We start from the raw sequence: 20,390 nt of genomic DNA, 5'->3' as shown, positions 1-20,390 counted from the left end.
AGAAAACCTCAAAAATCTATTATTTTTCATTTTGATTTTTATTTGTCCGCATAATTAATAAATATGCAGTTACAATCATCATAACCGTTATCAACGAGACGGCAATAAGCATATTTATTGTGCCGTATTTTTGAATTACTGCACCAATAACTGGATTAATAATCATTGTAGCTAAACTAGTAGAGAATGACAGTCCAGAAATAAAAGTAGCCCTGGATTTATCTGACACCCATAAATTTAACATTTGCATTACTACTGGATCGAGGATGTCTAAAACAATATATAATAAACCAGCACCTAGTAAAAACAAATACTTCGAGCCTTGAATTTCTAGTCCTGTTGCGGCTAGTAAAACAGCAATTATTAAAACCGTTAAAGATGAAAATTTCATTTTTACCAATCGGTAAGATTGAGCTGCTACTAACCCACCAGCAAATCTATAGATCATAAAGACGCTTCCGTTAGCAGAAGCATCAAAACCTAATTTAGAAATATAATTGGGCAATAGCATAAATATCGCATTTTCGACCGCAGTTACTATAATCATAATTACAAAGAGAAACAGAATGTCTGAAGAATGAATCATATCCCTAAAAACTGATAAAATACTTTTTAACATATCAGTGTACGTCTCGTGTTCATGATCCACGTTTTCAAATTTTTTGGACTCTTTAGTTAAAACAATAACGGCTACTGCACCTAGGAGAAAAAGTGATTGAAACAAGTATGGAAATTTATCATTTTGAGTAAAAAGATAGCCTCCTACTGCAGTTGCAACGCCTAAAACAATTGAACCGATTAACTGCCTATTTCCTCGTATTTTGCCATAGAGTTGTTCATCCCCGTCCTCACGAATACCTTCGTAAAAAAAGGCCTCATCTGCACCACTCAATAATGCATTTCCCACACCTTCCAGTGCAAAGGAAACAGCAAGTAAAGGGAAAATAATATTTTTCGGGCAAAACATTGCCATAACCGTTAATAGTGGTGTTGTAATTAAAACGGCTAAACCAGTCAAAACAACAGTTTTGTTTTTAAACAGATCACCTAAAACTCCACTTGGTATTTCAGAAAAAAATTGTGCAAACATAAAAATTGATTCTAGTAGCGCAAACTGAACCAAACTTAGTTTTAACACTTGTACAACAAACAAAATGCTAATGATTCTGGAAAACCTTAGATTAGTAAATGTAGTGTAGAGATAGTATTTAATTGTATTATTAATTTTCATTTTTGTTTATTAGTAGCTAAAACAGCCTCACTATCTTCTTTCTATGATATTGAATTTACTCTTAAAAATGCTGTTTATTTATAAGGATTTAATTAAATTCAGATTAGCATAATTACCAAAATAAGTAAAATTGACTAGGCTTTTGAAAAGAAAAACACCAAACTAACTATAGCCTGATGCTTTCTTTTATCTTTGGATTAATCTTTATCTGTATAAAAATCTTTTAGTCTATATGTTGTGACAGGTTCAACATAATAATTATACTTAGCGACTAAATCACAAATTTCTTCACCGTCAATAAGCGTAATAATTCTTGTTCCCTGGCGAGCAGTTTTAATCGCTCCACGTGTAAAGCCAGAATTGGTAATGAAAATGCCGAATTCAGCATTATACTTGTCCATTGCACCTCTAAATTTGTCAATTTCGGGAGCTGGTACATTAGCCTGCCATCTTTTTGCCAGGAGTGCAACTCTAGTAGTACGGTAATCGTTTGACCTAACATAGCCAAAGCCATCGAGACCACCGTCAGAAGCATAATTGACGCCAATTGTATCGTCAACATCAATTCCCATCTTGGTTAATAGGCCCCGGCAAAAAAACTCAAACTATTTGGGATTCATTTTCATTAAAGCGTCAAGTAGATCTTGTCTCCATTGGTCTTCATCTGTATCTTCATCATTCATATCTTTAGCTGAATCAACTTCGGCTAGACTCTTTTCTTTTAACTCTTGAGAATTATTATCTTCCAAAAAAGGACGAACATCTTTTTCAGCATCAAAAGAAGACAAGTCGACATTGCGTCCTTTTTCAGTCAACTCTAATACTCGGTTGTCCTCAGTATTTATAAAGCCAGTTAAAATCAAATACTTAACTGCAAAATTCATTGAATAGTAAAATGGATGATACTGTTTACCAGTTTTGCGCGAAACACGAGTTTTATCAACTTCGTCTTCAGAGAAGACATCGGAACTATCACGAATTTCATTACGTATATCTTGCCTCGTTACTTGACCGCCTATCTTATGCATCGCAATCAAAACTTCTTTCATTGCCGCATTTTCATTATTAATTTGTTGATTGGCCATTCGTTTTGTTCCTCTCACTTAGATAACAATTCTTATTATAATTTGAAATCTATATATACTCAAATAGACTTTGTATGAAAGAATATACTAAATTAAGTAAAAAGCACCAGGAAATCGATAGCCTGATGCTTAAAATACATTCATCTTTTATAGAAAACACTTTTTTTAAAACCATACTAGTTTATTAATTGATCAGTCTTCAGATTCTAACGGCTTGATCTTGGTATTATAGATTACCTTAACTTTTTCGCGTACCTCAGTTTTCCAGCTGAGCCAATTTTTCCACTTACTATCAGGATGATTCTCTTTATACCTATCAAAGTATCTCTTACTTACTAAATCTCCCATTCCCTTTGGATTAGCTTCGTCTGGTTTAAAATTGTTAACAACATAGTTCAAATTGTCAAAGTCGAGGCCGAAATCGTCCGCTAGATCGCCCAAGATTTTTTCATTTTTTTGCTTTATAGAGTTTGCCAACACATCTTCAACTTTTTGATCCATATACTTTTGAGGGTTATCTTGAACATCTTGCCAAATAGAACGAATTTGGTTTGCCCGTGACTCATTAGTTTTGGCATATTGGTCGATATAGTCGACAACTTGTGTGGTTTCGTTTTGATCTTCAGATTTTTGTGATTCACTTACCTGCTGATTAGCTGTTGAAATATAATCTTGAATAAGCGACATAATATAGCGTTCATCTACTTCTTTAATGTGAATAGATTCAAGCTCATAATCTTCGTCAATATCAAGGTCTACAGGGTCCTCTTCACTTTTATTATCTGCTTTTAACGCATCAATAACATTTTGGTACACGCCTTCTAAAGTACTTTCTATTTCAGGAGAAATATCATTAATATTAATTTGTTCTGAAACAGGAAGTTTATCTTGTTTATCCAACTCATCATAGGTCTTAATAGCAGCAAGAGCCTGATCATATTTTTGAAAGGCTTTAATAAATTCCTTCTGGTCTTTTTTAGGCGCATCAATGATGGTGTCCAATATCTGGGAGTTATTAACATATTTGTCCAGTTTCTTACGTGCCTGTACATAACGTTGCCGTGATGTATTCCAGTCTGGAGCAAGAACACCATCACTACCACCATTAGCATAAAGTGTTAATGCGTTATCTATCGCTTCACTATATTGATCCGGATATTGAAAAGTTACAATTTGGCCCCATTTTTTACCATCATCATAAATACGGTTTGTTCTTGAGAAAGCTTGTATTAGATTTTGAGCATTCATTGGTGGACGATCAAGATATAACGTGGACAATTTCGGAGCATCAAATCCTGTCAATAAACGATCAACTACGATCACAATATCAAGCTGTTGATCTCGTGTTTGATATATTTTGTTTTTACATGCAAGTCGATCATTGACATTGCGGTTATAACTTCCAAGCTCTGACATAGAAAAATGTGTATTAAACATTTTATTGTAATCATCTAGAGCTTGTTTCATTTCTGCCTGATTGGCAATTGATTCTTCCTCGTTTTGAGAAATTGAATATGTGATAGCTATTCGAGGAAAATCTGGTGCCACCTTTTGAATACGATTAGGAACTTCACCATGGACAATTGCCTCTTTAAACAAGTGATAGTACTTCTGCGCTTGTTTAATAGAAGATGTTGAAAACAGTGCAGAATATCTGCGACCATTGCTAAGTCCTTGCTTACGATAAGCTAAAGCTAAGACTTGTTTAACAACTGCTTTCATGTGAGCATCTGCGAGATAAATCTGATCGTTATCTGTTTGATTCGAATTACCTTCATTATCAATTTTAAAACCTAATACTTTTTTATCATGAATTGCGTCTTCGATCGTATATTTGTGTAAAATCGGACCATAAAGTTGCTCAGTGGTGCGAGCATCTTGTCCGTTTTCAGACCGTGCATTTTCTGCAAAAATAGGCGTCCCGGTAAAGCCATACCACAATGGTTGACGATTAAAAAATCTATCTAATTCCCTTTTTTGAGCTGGCGTAACTGCTCGATGACATTCATCAACAATAAAAGCTAATCGTAAGTCTTTTAGTTTTTCATATTTTTTTGCAATTTCAGGTGAATTTTCCATTCGCTTAAAAATAGTTTGCAGTTTCTGCCTAGTGGTTACAATCACATTGCGATTACCATCGCCTAATTGCTTAGTCAATTCAAAACTATTCGCAGTTTCATCAACATCAATAGTATCATTATTTGCATAAGTCTGAAATGCAGTAACAGTCTGCATGTCCAAGTCTTTGCGGTCAATTAGAAAAATCGTCTTATCAATAGATGGTATTTGTAATAAATTACGTGCAACTTTATACGAGGTTAAGGTTTTACCTGAACCTGTAGCGTGCCAAATAAAGCCAGACTTCCTCTTGCGCGATTCTTTGAAAATAGCTTGTATTGCTTGAATTTGATACGGGCGCAAAAGGATAATTCTTTGGGCATTATCATCTAAAACTGTATAGTCAGCAATCATGTGATGTGCCATCGGAATGGACAGGACTTCATGCGCAAAATCCAAGTAATTATTAACTTGCTGTCTGTCATGATCAATCCAAGAAATCAAAAAATTAGGGCGTAAATTTTGCCCAGCAGCAATATACTGAGTATTGGTACCATTAGTAACAACAAACATTTCTACAAAGTTATAGATATCACCAAATTTATCTTCGTCTATATACTTTTGTATTTGACGAAACGCATCCATAAAGGGAAAATTCGGTGTCTTCAATTCAATATGAATTAAAGGTAACCCATTAATCAGGAGAGTAACATCAAAGCGCCTATCTTGATCAAGCCGTGACAAACTCGACTTATTAACTTCTACTTGATGAACAACTTCATAAACGGAAGTTCCACCGGCAATATTGGTATTATCTAAAATTAATAAATCAGCATCTGGCAAAGAAGAATCATCACGCTTTAAGTGATGCCTAACCTGCCTGTTAGCACCAGCCAAAAACTTAGCAGCTTGGTAAAAATTAGGCTTAGTTATTTGCGTACGAATGGTTTCTTTTTCATTTTGTGTTAGTGGAACGTCATGAAGTTGATCGCGATTATTATCTTCAAGAATCTGGAAAAAGTTAGCCCATAATTGCGGAATGGTTTTTAAATCTTCACGTAAACGCCATTGATTTGCATCTTTAGTTAAATGATCAATTAAAGTTTTTTCCATTTGAGCTTCTTTAACTTTGGTTTCTGCCATCCTTATCTCCTTTCCCTTATTAATCAACAAACATATTTTGTAAAAGACTCTTTTTAACTTGCTGCAAATTTTGCAATTTTTTATTTTCTAATTCGATTAATTGGTCAACCTTAGATAGGAGATTGCCGATTTTTTGTTGTTCAGATAATTGAGGCACAAGTTCAACCTGTATTTTATAATCAGAGAAATAAATATGAGGAATACCTGAACCTACTTTATATTTTTTAAAATTCAATTTCTTAAACACATAATAATCAAAAACTATATCTGAATTATGCGCACCTAAATATCCCATAGTACTCAAAACTGATGTTCTTGCTGGTAATAATTTTACTACACCTACATTAGAACCATCTTTTATAATTGCTATATATTTTTTATCCATATCAAAGCTATTACTATAATACTGTCTTCCTGTTGCATCATATACCGAATAAGATTTTTTTCCTTTTTTTTGTTTTAAATCTTTTACCGAATAGGTCGAATTAGAATACTGTACAATTTTTCCGATTCTAGTTTTTTCCCAATCATCTTCAAAACCCTTAAATCGAAATTCAGGTATTCGAGTATCACGCATAGGAAATAGATTTTGCAACAAAGCTTTTTTTAGCAGCTCCAACTTGTCAATCTTTTGCTGCTGCAAATCAAGTAATCGATCGATTTTCAAAAAAAGGTTAGCAATGTCTCTTTCTTCTTTTTCTTCTGGAATATAAACTTTTTGGTTTCTAACAATTTCTGAATTCAAATTAACTTGGCTTCCGGGTTGACCAAATTTTGACCAATTTTTTCTGTATTTTTGCAGCCATTGAAACATAAATTCTATATCAAATTTTGGATTATAAAATATAAGAAATCCGTCATGAACACCTGTCGGAATATAATTTATAACTGGACTTCCAACTGTAGCTGCAATACTTAATAATAAGTGTTTAGTTTTTATAACCCTTGTTTTCTTTTGACCTTGTATAGATAGTTTCTGCTTTAAATAAAATATTCTTCCGTTTTGCTCAGTAACATCAGAAATTCTTAGCCATCCGATTTTTGAATCTTTAGAAAACCATTTTTTATTATTAATTGGTCTAGGAGAGGCTCCTCTAGCTATCTCAGATAATTCACCCAGCTTTAAGTTTTTCCATTCATCTTTGAAACCCTTAAATCTAATATTTGGCACTGAATTATACTTATTCATTTTTTATGACCTTACTTTAAAATGTCCTTTAATTGATCAAGCGTTTTTTGTGCTTCTGGGTTTGTTCCAACCAATTCATCCAATGTTTGCTTGATTTCACTAGTAGTTTTTTCTTCTTCTTTTGTAATGCTATCCATATCTGCAACTAGTTTTTGCACATCAACTGGTGGTTCTTCTTCAAAAGTATCAACATAACGCGGAATATTTAGATTAAAATCATTTTCTTTAATCTCATCAAATTTTGCCAAATGAGCATATTTTTCAACATCTTGACGTGCAGTATAAGTAGATAAAATACGATTAATATCTTCTTCACGCAATTTGTTTTGCGTTTTTACTTTTTCGAAATCTTTAGAAGCATCAATAAACATGACATCACGGTCTTGCTTATCTTTTTTAAGAACAACAATTACAGTCGGAATACTAGTACTATAAAACAGATTTGCTGGCAGACCAATAATTGCATCAATAGCACCATTTTCAAGTAGCTTTTGTCTGATTTTACCTTCAGCACCGCCACGGAAAAGAACACCATGAGGCAAAACTATCGACATCACACCGCTATGCTTTAAATGGTAATAACCGTGAAGTAAAAAGGCATAGTCAGCTTTTGATTTAGGTGGTAAAACTCCATAAGGAGAGAAACGAGGATCATCTAAAAAGCCCTTGTTTGCTGACCATTTTAATGAATACGGTGGATTCATAACAACTGCATCAAAGTTATTGGCTTCCTCAGCTGGCCAATCCTCGTCCAGAGTATCGCCGTTCCTCAAATGCCTGTTTGCTTGATCAATGTTGTGTAAAATCAAATTCATTTTGGCTAAATTATACGTAGAAGTATTAATTTCTTGCCCATAGTAAGTAACTCGATCATGAGCTGAACCATATTTTTTAAAGTTTAAGAGCAAAGATCCAGATCCCATAGCAGGATCATAAACCGTCATTCCTGCTGAATAATCCTTACCAACTAAGGTCAAGCGAGTTAACAACTCAGAAACTTGTTGAGGTGTATAAAATTCACCGGCTTTTTTGCCAGATTCTGAAGCAAACTGACCAATTAGATACTCGTAGGCATCTCCAAGGCTATCACCCGGAGTTTTAACTAATTCTATTTTACCAATTGCTTGAATAACTCCAGCTATACTATCTGTTCTTTTCTGCGCAGTACCTCCTAAGCTTTTGGAATATAAATCATAATCGTCAAATAACCCTTCAAAGTCTTGATCAGAGCTTTCTAGTTTATTAAAAGCATCACCTAACTGATTAACTTGGAAGGTATGATTGTTAACCGCTTTTAGAATACTATTATATGTGTACTCCGGTTCAATTACGTAGCCCAATGATACACGTAACTCATTAACTAGCTCCGTATCATCGGCATTATCTTCATAAATTTTTTGAGCTTCATCTAATGTTTCATCTGGTTCGTCAGACAGTAATTCCAAAACGTTGTATAGCATGCGATCAGATAAATATTTATAAAAGACAGTGCCTAATAAATAGTTTTTATATTGACTCGCATCCATCTTCGATCGTAATGAATCTGCTGCACTGAACAATCCTTGTTGTAAACTTGTCGTTGTATTTGACACTGTTTATCCCCCAATTTATCTATTTCGAATTTTTAGTCCTTAGTCTTTTATTAACAACCTTGGTTTTGAATTTATTTAGTTAACTTATTAGTTACTACCTAATTGTACCATTTTGAATTTTTCAATCAGAAAATTTAAATAGGCTTATTTCTTGAGAATTTTTCTATTTTCCAGTACTAAAGCAATGGAAAAGATAATTTCAATTCCCATCATTGTCAAAGACAAAATTGCTGGTTCAAAGTTTAATCCAACGATTAAAGCTAAAAAAGGTATCAAAATTGACAAAGTAAAATAAACTCGTGATTTATAAAGCCAACTATATGGTAATAAATGTGCGCCAAAAATAATCGCTAATATCATAAGCATTTTTTCTGGTATAGTTGGATAAATCCACATCGCAATTAGCAAATACAGTACTTGGTTAACAGAAAATAGTATTCCTAACTCAGTCAATGGATTACTTTTGTTTTGAAAATCAACATTAATTAACTTAGAAACAAAGTAAGATAACGGCAGCAATATTGCAGCACAAACAAAAGTAAAGAGGTTTTTCGTTAAAATTGAAATAGGCGAAAAGTGAATAACCGCAATAGCTAACCAAATAATAATGGAGGCTAATATTATATGTAGGCCTCTTTTTTGTTTTAGAGCACAATCCAATCTTAGCTCATCAATTGTTTTCATCATCTTCATTCCTTATTTACTACAATGACTTAATAACATTAACTATTTGTTTTTAAAAGAGCATGCATCAAGATGGTCATTCACCATCCCAACAGATTGCATAAATGCGTAAACTGTTGTTGATCCAACAAACTTAAAACCTTGTTTCTTTAAATCTTTACTCAATTTATCTGATAATGGTGTACTTACCGGCACTTCTTCGGTACTCTTCCAAGAATTAATAATAGGTTTATTATCAACAAATGACCAAAGGTAATTGTCCAAAGAACCGTATTGTTCACAAACGTCGTAATATGCATGAGCGTTGCTAATAGCTGCATTAATTTTCAGCTTATTCTTGATAATTCCATCATTTTGTAAAAGCTCTGCCTTCTTCTTATCGTTATAAGTAACTAAAGCTGCAGGATCAAAGTCATCAAATGCTTCGCAGAGGGTTTCTTTTTTAGCTAAAATTGTTGTCCAGCTCAGTCCTGCTTGCTTTCCTTCCAAAACTAGCATTTTAAACAACTGTCTATCGTCATGTACAGGAATCCCCCATTCTGTGTCATGATATTCCTGCTCTATTTTATTCTTTGTTGCCCAATCACAACGTTTAATTTCCTGTGTCATCTATAAGTAATCCCATCTTCTTTTCTTAACATAAATAGTTAAAACTAATCTTATTTTAAATTATACTTTAGTATATTCATGTGCTCAAACTATCTTTTAATTCTAAAGTCAAAATCCAATATTCCCGCTTTTCCAACCACTATTGACACTTTTCCAACCATTTGAGGTATTACTAAATAAAAACAAAATTTATCTATTATACTGGGTAACAGAAAGGAGCTTAAACATGAAAATTAATTGTCACGTTGATCCCAACTTAAAAGAAGAGCACGGTGAGCTGTGGCTCAGAAAAATTACACCCGAGATCAATGATTTTTTACAGAAATTAGCACAAAGTGATGATGCAATCTGGTGTCATTACCAGTCGCAGATTGTTCCAGTTAAGTATCAAGACATTTATGCTTTGGAAGTAGTCAATCGTGATATTTCAGTTTTCACTGAAAAGCAACAGTTATCTTATAATGACCGCTTATCAAATCTAAAAACTGATTTGCCGAGTTACTTCATTGAAGCATCCCGCAGTGCTGTGTTTAATTATCAGCATATCGATCACCTTGAAATACTTGATAACGGATTAATTGATGTTGTTTTAACCAACAATCATCGCGTACAAATTTCTCGCAGAAATATTAAAAACTTGAAAGAGAGGTTAGGAATATGAAAAGCGTTAAAAGATTTATCTATCATTTATACATGTTTGCTACTGAAGGCATCTTCATAGGCTTAGTAATTTCGATTATTTGTAATTATCTATCACGAAACTCTATTTACCTTCCATCAGATCCTTCTTTTACGTCAAAATTTAGCAATTCGCTTGATGCTTTTACCGTCTCAGTCATTCTATGGGCGGTAACTGGAGCGCTATTCGGATTTGGTAGTTTTATTTTTAGTATTAGCCAATGGTCATTACTAAAAAAGACGATAGTTAACTTCTTTACCTACTACCTTGGCTTTGTTCCTTTGGCCCTCTTAGCAGGCTGGGTTCCATTAAAATTAATTAACTTATCAAAATTCACTTTAATTTTTATCTTGATCTATATTACTACCTGGTATTGCAGTTACCATAAGGCTGTAAAAGACGTTAAAAGCATTAACAAAAAAATTAAAGAAAAGTAATTTAATTACAAAATAAAAAAGTTGAGCATTTATATTACAACGCTCAACTTTTTTACTTGTGTTTTTCAAAGTGATTTAGACAAAAGTCATCATGATTCCTTTAAAGTCTTAAGTGATTTTTTCCTGTCTTTAATTAAGTCAAACTTAATACAAGTCAATGCCTTTTTGGTGCAAATTATCCAAACAGATTTGTAAATAAGTATCATCATGCTCTGGATAAATTGGATCAGTCCATGGAATAGCTGGTAATGTTTCATACCTTGGGCAAAATTGCCCGCGATAGTATGGATCAAACCAATTAAGATCAGGATGGTAATGGCGTCGTTGCATTTCAGCTAATACTAGTAGATGAAACTGGTACAGCTTATACGGCGAATATTGGAAAACATAATTAACAGTGGCATGATTTTTGCCCCATCCTCTGCCTCGCAAAGCTGCAATTTCACGATGTTGTCCTAATAACTGTTGTCTAGGCAACCGCCAAATTAAATCTTGATGCCATAATCTCATAATTTTTCTTTGCACTCCTGAATTAAACGTGAGTTTAATAAATAAGAAACTTGATACTTTTCAGTTAAATGTTTCAAAAATGGGCCCAAATCATCTTTTTGGGGCGATAATTCTTGTAATAACTGTAAATAGGTTTGCTTTTCTGAGGTTGTCGCAATCTTCTTAAAGTAGCCCCAAACATGTTGGTAAGCATTGGTTAACGTTTTAACTGTTGGTGTTTGACCTACAGCATTTTCTAATAAACGTTCAAACTCAGCCACAAACAATCTGTCTACTCTTAACAAATCCTTGGTGTCAACAAATACATAATATTTACCTTTAAGTACTAATTATCTTATCAGAATTACCTCCTTGTAGTTTTTAGAGAACTTGACCTCTTACCAGTAGCTTTGGGAGAAAATCGATTCTGACGTTTTTTATATTCTTGTTCTAATTTCTTTATTGCTGCTTTAATTTCGGAGTAATATTGTTTTCACTACACGGATAAGCACACCATCTATACTAACTGTAATAAACATATCAATCCAGTCCTGCTTTTACCAAGAGCTGTACGTATCTATTTTCAGGCAGATTATTACTTATCTTGGAAGCTGAATTTATTTCATTACCTTTTTTATAAGGTATCCTAAGATTACTAAGATGCTATAGTAGCGGCGGCGGTGATTGTATTCCTTTCCCACAGATATTGGACGACAGATTACAAAAGGTCTGTAGTGAAGATGCCCACAGACTCCGCTACCCCAAAAAAGGGGCATGGAATAATGGTGGTGGTATGCTCACTAGATTACTGGAATTGGTTTAGTTGAGCAATAATCGCTATGGATAGATTTCTTACTTAGAGGATAGATAAGCTTGATTATTTAAAATCTGTCTCTACCTAATTGTTTATTGTTTTGAAAATCACTTTTTTTTGCTTGGGCCTGTTTGACTAAAGCACTCAGCCACAGACTCGGCCTTACATTACTGTAGCGTTTTAATGCAACATTTTTGGACGCTTGCCTCGAATTACGATTAGCTAGCTGTACTACTTTTTTCCAGTTCTTATTTAATTCTAAACCGTCAGTCAAATACAGAATTTACATAGTTGAATTTAATTTAGTAAAATGTCGTTTTCTGTAATATATATGTAGTATTTTACTTTTAACTTCAATTCGTACACCACCTAACTGTTAAAAACTGTATAAAAAGTCCACCGTTAAGTTAATGCCTCGGAAATATAGTTCAAACAGATATACTTTATAAGCACATTGACGCATCATGTACATGTTTTTTATAACATAATACGAGACCCTCAATTGTCGGAAGAGATAATCTTCTATTCCCTTGCGGCAGGTTCTTTAGAGTGCTTTTTTAAAAGCACTCTACTATTAATTAAAGCATGTACGTAGAGTTATTGACAAAAATATTCAGATAAATTTGCATAACATGAAACTATGATAAGTAATTTAAACGCTCATAATAATTCAACTTCTCTTCTAAATTGTGAGATGTGGTATTAAGATTATTAAATTTAAACAGGGCAGTATGAAAATAAATATTAAAAAGCTGTTGTGTTCTTTACATATGGTGTATAGTAATTAGGAGTAGATCTCAATAAATGACAGAAGCAAATAATGTGGTTTTACTGCTTATTCATTTGCTCATCTACATCTAAATTCACAGGCTAATAAGATCAACACAGTTATTATAAACCGTTGTTATATTACGCGTATGATAACAACACAAATCATAAAAGGAGTTAAATATGTTTTATTATAAAGGATTGGAAGAGATTATTTTTTCAAAACACAAACTATTATCAAACAGACCCGATGAATTAATTATTATTAGTGGATATTTAGGACCTGCCCCTATTGAAAGGCTATCAGAATTACCAAAAATGCAAATCACTGTTATCGGGGGGATGTATCCCTCTGGTATCGATGTACGTTTACACAGGTCTTTAGAAAAAATCCAAAAAAAGAATCAGTCACTAACTATAAAGTATGCAGAACAAGAAATTCATTCAAAAATTTATATTTGGAAGCGAGAAGGAGAAATCTTGTCTGCATTAATTGGATCAGCTAATTTTTCTTCAAATGGATTGCGTACGGACTATCGAGAATCTCTCACAGATGCAGTGCCTGATGCATTTAGCTCACTTGATGAATACTACAATTTTATATTAGATCATTCGTCTAAGATTCCTATCATTGATAGAAATCAAAAAATGGTCAATATTCCTAATTCAGAACTTCTTGTTGATGCACAAAAGAAATTTAGTGCTGAAATACCTCTTTATTCTATCAAAGGCAAAAAAGAAACAGTTCCACCCTCAAGTGGCCTAAATTGGGGACTTGCTCGACTAGGTAAAAATAAGTCTCATGTTTCACCTGGAGATGCTTATATTCGCCTTCCTATAGAGATAATTAAAACTAATCCATCATTATTTAAAGCGCTCGATCCTAAATTTAGCTCACCTGTTGGTGAACAAAAAAGGAATTCAGAGCCGATAGAACTAATTTGGGATGACGGAACCGTAATGGAAGCCTCCTTAGAAGGCAGTCAAGAATATAATGGAAAAAAATATCCTAAACAACTTGCTTCATTTTCTTCAAGTCGCCCTCGTTCAAACATATCTAAGAAAAGTATACTAGGAAGATACATCAGACAACGTTTAAACGTTGGCATTGACGAAGTGATAAAACTGAGCACTCTTGAAGACTATGGTAGAACCACAATTACTCTGTCCTTGATCGAAGACGGTGTTTACTATGCTGATTTTTCAGTCTAACCAAAAAATAGTGAGTCATAGTCATGACTTACTATTTTTTTCTTGAATTGCAACATCTGATATTAAGATTGGAATAAGTTTCCCTAGCTTTTCTGCAAATAGTGGTGGAACTGCATTTCCTATCATTTCAAAATTTGCCGATTGCGATTCCTGGAATTCAAAATCATCATCGAAAGTTTGTAATCTTGCAGCTTCCCTCACAGTAATTGAACGCTTTTGATTTGGATCAGGGTGTATATGTCGCAAACCATCCTTTTTTAAATGTGCCGGGATAGTATTACTTGGCTCATCCCACCGTAACACATGATATTTGTGTATGTTCGTTCTGTTTCCAGTTTGTTCATAATATAATTCTATCAGCTTTTTGGATGAATCATATTTAAATTCACCCTTCTCAATGTCTTTTGCCAATCTATAAAAAATTTCTTGATCGCGTTTGTTCTGGAATCGAGCTGAATGACCATTTATATCATTAGAGTTGTCATATGCATTATGTTTCTTTGGTTCATCTAATGGATAAATCGGAGGTAAATCAGAAATCGCATCTCTTACAGTGGATACGGCTTTCACTTTCTCTGAAATTAATGTATTCTCATAAAAATTTCTAAGCAACTTTTGATAGTTAACCTCTTTAACATCACGTCTTATTCCAATTATTATAACTCGCTTTCTTTTTTGAGGAACTCCATATTCTGTTAAATCTAATAATGCGTATTTTCTTAAATCACTTATTATTTCATATCCCGATTTATCAAAAGAATCACGAATTAAGTCAACTATTCTCTCACCTGTTGGAATGGCTGATAATATCCCCTCCACATTTTCAAAAACAATAATTTTGGGGCGAAAATAATTAATCACTCGAATATATGCCTCGAAAAGAAAATTACGATAATCATCTTTCATGCCGTTTTTGTCACGAATTCTTCCTGCTACAGAATAAGCCTGACACGGTGGTCCACCTGAAATGACATCAACTTTTTTCCCACCTACTAAACTAACTAATCCTGGCCCATCCCCGAAATCTTTATCACCTTTCCAACCGTACAATAACTCATCAGTTCGTTGTATATCAAAGTTAAGGACCTTATTTTTAGCATCTTCAATATGATATTTAGTTTCCAGTCTTCTTACTAAAGTACGTACTTGAGGTTTCATCCATTCAACAGCAGCAATAAGGTTATAAAAATTGGTTTTTTCGAAACCATCTAGAAGCCCACCTGCTCCTGCAAATAACTCAATACTGTTTAATTTCTTCATTTGATGCCTCCTTAGAAACTTTTCTTATTGAATCTAAGTGCTCCTTCATCTTCAACCCCACAGCTTGGGCTAAAAGCGGTGGAACTGCATTTCCAACTTGTTTATATTGTTGAGTCTTCGTTCCAAAAAACTTAAACCTATCTGGAAATGACTGAAGTCTTGCATTCTCCCTTACAGTTGGTACTCGATTCCACTTATAATGGAAATGGTTCCTATGTCCAGTGTCAATAGTTTTAGCCGGCCTTTTACTATGATATCTTGTCCACGCTTCGTTAAATTTTCTTGATTCTCCAACTCCAGGTGGTAAATCCTTATAGTTTCCCCCCTCTGGAACTTGACTAATAACCCATTTAACTTCTTTTGTATGGTTCGTTCCAACGTGATTAAAAATAACATCAGAATCAGTCCGCATTAACTTTTGGTAATCACTTTTAGGTTCACTTGTATAATCCATAATCTCATTACCTGATTCATCAACCAATGAAGGTAAATCAGAAATTGCATCAGCAGCCCCAACATAATGTTCTGCATCGAGTAAAGGTTCTGGAAACTTAAAGTAGTCATATCCTAGATTTTTACGGTATCCAACAAAGAACATCCTTTTACGAAATTGTGGAACTCCATAGTCAGCAGCTAATAATGGTGGGTCAGTAACCGTTACTGCATAGCCCATGTTCTCAAAAGTATTAATGATTTGTTGCTTTACAGCGCCTTTGTATAAAGTTGCCATCCCTGGCACATTTTCAATCATAAATGCCTTAGGTCTAAAATGTTGCACGGCATGGACTACCGCAACATATAGTTTATTTCTTGAATCATTAATATCTCTACTACCTGTGAGGCTAAATCCTTGACAAGGAGGCCCCGCAATAATAACATCCACTTCGTTATTACCTATTGCTTTATCAATATTACTTATCGCGACTTTATCATTAAACAAGTCTTCCTTTAGCGCTTTAGCACCCGTTATATTATGGGCGTATGTTTGTAATGCGGCATCGTCAAAATCAATACCCGCTAACAACTTATATCCAGCTTGCACAAATCCTTGACTAAGTCCCCCTGCACCCGAAAACAAATCAATAACTGTATATCTTTCATTCATTTAATGACACCTTATCTTCCACAAATTCTACAACATCTCCAATTTCGCAATCCAATGCGCGACAAATGCGCTCTAAGGCTTCAAGGGAAACTCCTTTATTTTTGCTAAGTCTTGCCAAAGTAGAAGACGTAATACCAGAGCAATCACGTAGTTGAGTTTTATTTAATTTTTTATCAATAGATAATTTCCACAACTTATCATATGATATAGCCATACAATTTCCTCCACATTTATAGAACCAAATAGCTTATTTATGGAAATAAGTTCTTCATATACAGAATAGACAATATCATAAATCGCTTGATCTGTAAACTAAGGTCTTTGAATCAAATTCAGTAACAACAATAGCAATAAACACTATTTTTCCTTATAAAAAAACAATGAGTTACTGTTAAACTTACTAATAATCTTATCAACTCACAAATTTTTGATAACTTCCCTTAAGCAAAAATTCGTGATTATCCCTCAAACTTGGAAAGCCCTCTATTAATCATTTTATTCCACCCATCCTACCTTGACATCAACGCCATAGTCTCGACATGAGGTGTCTGTGGAAACATATCAACTGGATCAATGCGCTCAAAACTATAGCCATGCTCCTGCAATTCTTGCAGATCACGAATCATTGTTGCGGGGTTACATGAGATATAAACAATCTTCTTTGGATTTGTTTTAACAGCGGCCTCAATAAATTCTGAAGTCAAACCCTTTCGAGGTGGATCAACAAAAATCACATCTGTTTTCATCCCTTTGGCTGCCCACTTAGGCATTACCTCTTCTGCCTTACCAGCAACATATCTAGCATTGTCGATATTGTTCAGTTCAGCATTGTTGTTGGCATCCTTAACAGCATCACGGACACTTTCAATTCCCCTAACTTCTTTAACATGCTTAGCAACAGTCAAACCGATCGTACCAATTCCTGAATATGCATCGACGACTACATCATCGGGAGCAAGTTCAGCCTTTTTGATGGCTAAATCATATAAACGCGGCGTTTGAAGTGAGTTAATTTGGAAGAAACTTTCGGGTGAGATTCTAAACTTCACATCACCAATTTGATCAGTAATCTGTGGCTTACCAAAAATTAAGTAATCTACCTTACCCAAGATAACGTTGGTCTTCTTCGGGTTATAATTCAATACTAAGCTAGTGACACCATCAATTTGTTTAATAGCCTCTGCTACTTTTGGTAACTGAGGAAAATCTTTGTGCAAGCAAACTAAAATCACCATGATTTCACCGGTAGCCTTGCTCCGACGAACATCTAAATACCGTACTTCACCTTTGTTATGCACTTCATCATATGCAGGTACGCGGTACTGACGCAATATATCCCTAACGGCAACCAAAACACGGTCAATTTCTGGATCAGTGGTAAAGAAATTAGTTAGTGGCACTAAATCGTGCGAATGACGTCTGAAAAAGCCAATTTCAAGTTGCCCATTAACTTCTCTTACCGGAACTTGTGCTTTGTTACGATAGCCTGTTTCTTCAGGACTAGGTAAAGTTTCGCCTACTTCTACATCATCTAAGTGTGCCTTTTTCAATAAGTTCACTACTTGGTTACGTTTGAACTCTAATTGCTTATCATATTTGATATGTGCTAAAGATGCTAACCCTGTTTGAACCCACTGGTTAAGTTCAATGTTTACTCGGTCAGGACTTTCCTTTACAATTTCTTCAATTTTAGCAAAAGCAAAGTTCTTTTTGACCTTTAAAATTTTGCCTTTAACTGTCTCACCTGGCAGGGCATTAGTGACAAAAACAGTCATGCCTTCATAATGGGCTACACCCATTGCTTCATATGATAAGTCAGTTATTTCTAAGTCGATAATTTGATTTTTTTCCATTTTTTGTCCTTTTTTACAAACAATAATTAACATTACTATTTTACTAAAAAAACTGGTTAAAGTAACGGCATTGGTCATTCTTAACATTGATTTAATTTACAGCAAGATCGCTTCACTCTTTACTCAAACTGTGTTAGGTTTATTATTAATCTTATTTATAGAGAGGATGTTAATTATGAACGATTTTGATACTAATTCTAATAAGCGACAAATTCACAGTATTTCTGAAACCAATGGCTTTTTAACCAAAATGTATTCACTAATGGCTGTAGCCGTATTGATTTCGGCCTTAGCGGCTTACTTAACAATGACCGTTTTCAGATCTGCAGTAATGAATATGCCTGTAGCTATGATGTGGCTCATTTTGCTAGTTCCACTTGGTTTATCAATGGGGATTAGTTTTAATGCTAACCGTAGTCCGATTGCTAGCATGATTATGTTGGCCATTTTATCTATTATCTATGGTTTTGAGTTCGCATTAATCGCTGGTTTTTACACCGGCTCTCAAATTACTACTGCTTTTGTTTCATCAGCAGCTGTCTTTATTGCAATGGCACTCTTTGGTACATTTACCAAGAAAGACCTATCCAATTGGAATGCCTATCTGGGTGCAGCTTTAACTGGCTTTTTAGTAGCTTGGCTTGTTAATATGCTTTTAAACAGCCCAGCAGTTACATACGTATTTTCATTTATTGGTGTAATTATTTTTACTGGTTTAGTTGCTAGTGATGCTAACAAAATGAAAATCATTTATAGCCAATACGGCAATCAAGTTTCAACTAATGGCTTAGCTGTTCTGGGTGCATTGCAACTATACCTTGATTTCGTGAACATCTTCATGTTCTTATTAGAAATTTTTGGTGGTAGCGGCAATAGTAGCAATAACTAATTTGAAGCTAACCTAACTATTTAAAGACTTTGTCACTTAATCAGGTGGCAAAGTTTTTTTATTTTCCAAAAATTCCATATACAATTATGATGAGTAAATTACTATTTTTCTTTAATGTTTTTCTTAATATAGCTTGAATTAAGTCACCAACACTCCTATACTTTTAACATATACATTAATTTATATAAATATTTTTTATAAAGCTAATTAAGCAGGAGGTTGCAATATGATTGGTTGTAGTAGTTTTACACTGGAAACAAAAGATCATAAACACCTATTGTCACGAACAATGGACTTTATGATGGAAATGGCAGAACAAGTTGTCTTTGTTCCTAAGAACAAAACTTTTGCCGTTTCTTATGATGACAAAGAAGAGATCACTAGTAAGCATGCTTTTATCGGTATGGGCAGCATTCAGGAAGTTGATAATGCACCAGTAACTTGTGATGGCGTTAACGACGCTGGTATTACTGCTGGTGTGCTATACTTCCCTGGCTATGCAAGCTATAAGGAAAAGGCTACAGACAACACTTGGGCTGTTTCACCAGACAAAGTAATTTCAGCTGTTTTGTCTCAAGCCGCTTCACTTGCAGAAGTTAAAGAGTTATTTGACGAGAAGATTTCAATTGTTAATGAAGCTAGCGTAACTTTGAAAGTAGTTCCACCACTACACTTCATTTTCTCCGATGCCTCAGGCAAGAGCTTAATTGTTGAACCAGAAAAAGATGGTGTTCATGTTATTGAGGACTCAATAGGTGTTATGACTAACAGTCCTGACTACCACTGGCATGAAACTAATTTACGTAACTACCTATCTGTTCAACCAAAGCAACATGAAGATATTGAGTTCTTGGGTAAAACATTGAAACCTTTTAGTCAAGGTTCAGGAACATTTGGCTTACCTGGTGACTTTACGCCAGTTTCACGTTTTGTCAGAACAGCTTTCATGAAGAACAATGTTGAGCAACCAGCAGATGAACTTTCAGCAGTTACTCTTTCTCACCATATTTTGGAATCTGTTAGCATCCCTCGTGGAATTGTCGTTACTACTGACGATACCTTTGACTACACTTGCTACACTGCTTATATGTGTGCTGAATCAAGAAGTTACTACTACGCAACTTACGGCAACCAACGAATCAGATGTGTAAGATTAACTCCTGAATTGGAAAAAGAAACTGATTATCGTGAATTCAAGGTTCAACCAAAAGAAGACATTGATTACGCTAATTAGTTAAAAATAAGTAATAAAAAAGATCGCTCGTTTATAAGCGATCTTTTTTGTATTTGCGT

17 protein-coding genes and 1 pseudogene are annotated in these 20,390 nt (G+C 34.3%); 5 read left to right on the top strand and 13 right to left on the bottom strand.

Annotated features, from left to right (window positions below; all coding sequences use genetic code 11):
- Positions 1 to 19 precede the first annotated feature (19 nt).
- From DKL56_RS02290 to DKL56_RS02260, 7 genes and pseudogenes are all read right to left on the bottom strand, one after another.
- Entirely contained in the window at positions 20 to 1,231 is a 1,212-nt protein-coding gene (locus DKL56_RS02290; RefSeq protein WP_109715251.1) for an MFS transporter, read from the bottom strand.
- Positions 1,232 to 1,428: 197 nt separating this feature from the next.
- Positions 1,429 to 2,316: pseudogene (locus tag DKL56_RS07975) on the bottom strand (restriction endonuclease).
- Between the two features lie 192 nt (positions 2,317 to 2,508).
- On the bottom strand, positions 2,509 to 5,517 hold the full coding sequence (locus DKL56_RS02280) for a type I restriction endonuclease subunit R, EcoR124 family (protein WP_109715250.1): 3,009 nt from the start codon (positions 5,515 to 5,517) through the stop codon (positions 2,509 to 2,511).
- Between the two features lie 19 nt (positions 5,518 to 5,536).
- Complete coding sequence (locus tag DKL56_RS02275) at positions 5,537 to 6,706, bottom strand: restriction endonuclease subunit S (RefSeq protein WP_109715249.1); 1,170 nt, start codon at positions 6,704 to 6,706, stop codon at positions 5,537 to 5,539.
- 11 nt (positions 6,707 to 6,717) lie between these two features.
- On the bottom strand, positions 6,718 to 8,298 hold the full coding sequence (locus DKL56_RS02270) for a type I restriction-modification system subunit M (protein ID WP_109715248.1): 1,581 nt from the start codon (positions 8,296 to 8,298) through the stop codon (positions 6,718 to 6,720).
- 144 nt (positions 8,299 to 8,442) lie between these two features.
- A complete protein-coding gene (locus tag DKL56_RS02265) occupies positions 8,443 to 8,985 on the bottom strand; it encodes a DUF7010 family protein (protein WP_239440595.1) in 543 nt (180 codons plus the stop codon).
- Between the two features lie 39 nt (positions 8,986 to 9,024).
- On the bottom strand, positions 9,025 to 9,591 hold the full coding sequence (locus DKL56_RS02260; RefSeq protein WP_109715247.1) for a DNA-3-methyladenine glycosylase I: 567 nt from the start codon (positions 9,589 to 9,591) through the stop codon (positions 9,025 to 9,027).
- Between the two features lie 226 nt (positions 9,592 to 9,817).
- Between DKL56_RS02260 and DKL56_RS02255 the strand changes: the two genes are divergently transcribed.
- Together DKL56_RS02255 and DKL56_RS02250 are read left to right on the top strand one after the other, a co-directional pair.
- Entirely contained in the window at positions 9,818 to 10,252 is a 435-nt protein-coding gene (locus DKL56_RS02255) for a LytTR family DNA-binding domain-containing protein (RefSeq protein WP_109715246.1), read from the top strand.
- Positions 10,249 to 10,707, top strand: coding sequence for a DUF3021 domain-containing protein (locus DKL56_RS02250; protein WP_239440593.1), 459 nt, complete (start codon positions 10,249 to 10,251; stop codon positions 10,705 to 10,707). Before DKL56_RS02255 ends, DKL56_RS02250 begins: the two co-directional genes overlap by 4 nt.
- Positions 10,708 to 10,851: 144 nt before the next feature.
- On the opposite strand, the gene DKL56_RS02245 is transcribed toward DKL56_RS02250, so the two are convergent.
- Entirely contained in the window at positions 10,852 to 11,217 is a 366-nt protein-coding gene (locus tag DKL56_RS02245) for a TIGR02328 family protein (RefSeq protein WP_109715245.1), read from the bottom strand.
- Positions 11,214 to 11,477 (bottom strand): DUF1722 domain-containing protein, encoded by a 264-nt coding sequence (locus tag DKL56_RS02240; protein ID WP_239440591.1) that lies wholly within the window; start codon positions 11,475 to 11,477, stop codon positions 11,214 to 11,216. Before DKL56_RS02240 ends, DKL56_RS02245 begins: the two co-directional genes overlap by 4 nt.
- A 1,484-nt stretch (positions 11,478 to 12,961) precedes the next feature.
- Here DKL56_RS02240 and DKL56_RS02235 point away from each other — a divergent pair.
- Entirely contained in the window at positions 12,962 to 13,990 is a 1,029-nt protein-coding gene (locus tag DKL56_RS02235) for a restriction endonuclease PLD domain-containing protein (protein WP_109715243.1), read from the top strand.
- 21 nt (positions 13,991 to 14,011) lie between these two features.
- On the opposite strand, the gene DKL56_RS02230 is transcribed toward DKL56_RS02235, so the two are convergent.
- The 4 genes from DKL56_RS02230 to rlmD form a co-directional block, all read right to left on the bottom strand.
- Positions 14,012 to 15,250 (bottom strand): DNA cytosine methyltransferase, encoded by a 1,239-nt coding sequence (locus DKL56_RS02230; RefSeq protein ID WP_109715242.1) that lies wholly within the window; start codon positions 15,248 to 15,250, stop codon positions 14,012 to 14,014.
- Positions 15,228 to 16,355, bottom strand: coding sequence for a DNA cytosine methyltransferase (locus tag DKL56_RS02225; protein ID WP_109715241.1), 1,128 nt, complete (start codon positions 16,353 to 16,355; stop codon positions 15,228 to 15,230). Before DKL56_RS02225 ends, DKL56_RS02230 begins: the two co-directional genes overlap by 23 nt.
- A complete protein-coding gene (locus tag DKL56_RS02220; protein ID WP_109715240.1) occupies positions 16,348 to 16,569 on the bottom strand; it encodes a helix-turn-helix domain-containing protein in 222 nt (73 codons plus the stop codon). The genes DKL56_RS02225 and DKL56_RS02220 overlap by 8 nt, the downstream gene beginning before the upstream one ends.
- A gap of 295 nt (positions 16,570 to 16,864) precedes the next feature.
- On the bottom strand, positions 16,865 to 18,208 hold the full coding sequence (gene rlmD, locus DKL56_RS02215) for a 23S rRNA (uracil(1939)-C(5))-methyltransferase RlmD (RefSeq protein ID WP_109716020.1): 1,344 nt from the start codon (positions 18,206 to 18,208) through the stop codon (positions 16,865 to 16,867).
- A gap of 175 nt (positions 18,209 to 18,383) precedes the next feature.
- On the opposite strand from rlmD, the gene DKL56_RS02210 reads away from it, so the two are divergent.
- Both DKL56_RS02210 and DKL56_RS02205 read left to right on the top strand, forming a co-directional pair.
- Entirely contained in the window at positions 18,384 to 19,097 is a 714-nt protein-coding gene (locus DKL56_RS02210) for a Bax inhibitor-1/YccA family protein (protein WP_109715239.1), read from the top strand.
- 226 nt (positions 19,098 to 19,323) lie between these two features.
- Positions 19,324 to 20,331 (top strand): choloylglycine hydrolase family protein, encoded by a 1,008-nt coding sequence (locus DKL56_RS02205; RefSeq protein WP_109715238.1) that lies wholly within the window; start codon positions 19,324 to 19,326, stop codon positions 20,329 to 20,331.
- Positions 20,332 to 20,390 lie beyond the last annotated feature (59 nt).

It is taken from the genome of Lactobacillus apis (assembly GCF_003150935.1).
GTDB classification, from domain to species: Bacteria; Bacillota; Bacilli; order Lactobacillales; family Lactobacillaceae; genus Lactobacillus; species Lactobacillus apis.
The sequence above is the reverse complement of the archived record's forward strand: the minus strand, read 5'-3'. Positions and strand labels throughout refer to the sequence as shown.

Bases quoted from the DNA above. Each gene is read 5' to 3' on its own strand.
- DKL56_RS02290 (WP_109715251.1), bottom strand. From the start codon at position 1,231: ATGAAAATTAATAATACAATTAAATACTATCTCTACACTACATTTACT.
- DKL56_RS02280 (WP_109715250.1), bottom strand. From the start codon at position 5,517: ATGGCAGAAACCAAAGTTAAAGAAGCTCAAATGGAAAAAACTTTAATT.
- DKL56_RS02275 (WP_109715249.1), bottom strand. From the start codon at position 6,706: ATGAATAAGTATAATTCAGTGCCAAATATTAGATTTAAGGGTTTCAAA.
- DKL56_RS02265 (WP_239440595.1), bottom strand. From the start codon at position 8,985: ATGATGAAAACAATTGATGAGCTAAGATTGGATTGTGCTCTAAAACAA.
- DKL56_RS02260 (WP_109715247.1), bottom strand. From the start codon at position 9,591: ATGACACAGGAAATTAAACGTTGTGATTGGGCAACAAAGAATAAAATA.
- DKL56_RS02255 (WP_109715246.1), top strand. From the start codon at position 9,818: ATGAAAATTAATTGTCACGTTGATCCCAACTTAAAAGAAGAGCACGGT.
- DKL56_RS02250 (WP_239440593.1), top strand. From the start codon at position 10,249: ATGAAAAGCGTTAAAAGATTTATCTATCATTTATACATGTTTGCTACT.
- DKL56_RS02245 (WP_109715245.1), bottom strand. From the start codon at position 11,217: ATGAGATTATGGCATCAAGATTTAATTTGGCGGTTGCCTAGACAACAG.
- DKL56_RS02235 (WP_109715243.1), top strand. From the start codon at position 12,962: ATGTTTTATTATAAAGGATTGGAAGAGATTATTTTTTCAAAACACAAA.
- DKL56_RS02230 (WP_109715242.1), bottom strand. From the start codon at position 15,250: ATGAAGAAATTAAACAGTATTGAGTTATTTGCAGGAGCAGGTGGGCTT.
- DKL56_RS02225 (WP_109715241.1), bottom strand. From the start codon at position 16,355: ATGAATGAAAGATATACAGTTATTGATTTGTTTTCGGGTGCAGGGGGA.
- DKL56_RS02220 (WP_109715240.1), bottom strand. From the start codon at position 16,569: ATGGCTATATCATATGATAAGTTGTGGAAATTATCTATTGATAAAAAA.
- rlmD (WP_109716020.1), bottom strand. From the start codon at position 18,208: ATGGAAAAAAATCAAATTATCGACTTAGAAATAACTGACTTATCATAT.
- DKL56_RS02210 (WP_109715239.1), top strand. From the start codon at position 18,384: ATGAACGATTTTGATACTAATTCTAATAAGCGACAAATTCACAGTATT.
- DKL56_RS02205 (WP_109715238.1), top strand. From the start codon at position 19,324: ATGATTGGTTGTAGTAGTTTTACACTGGAAACAAAAGATCATAAACAC.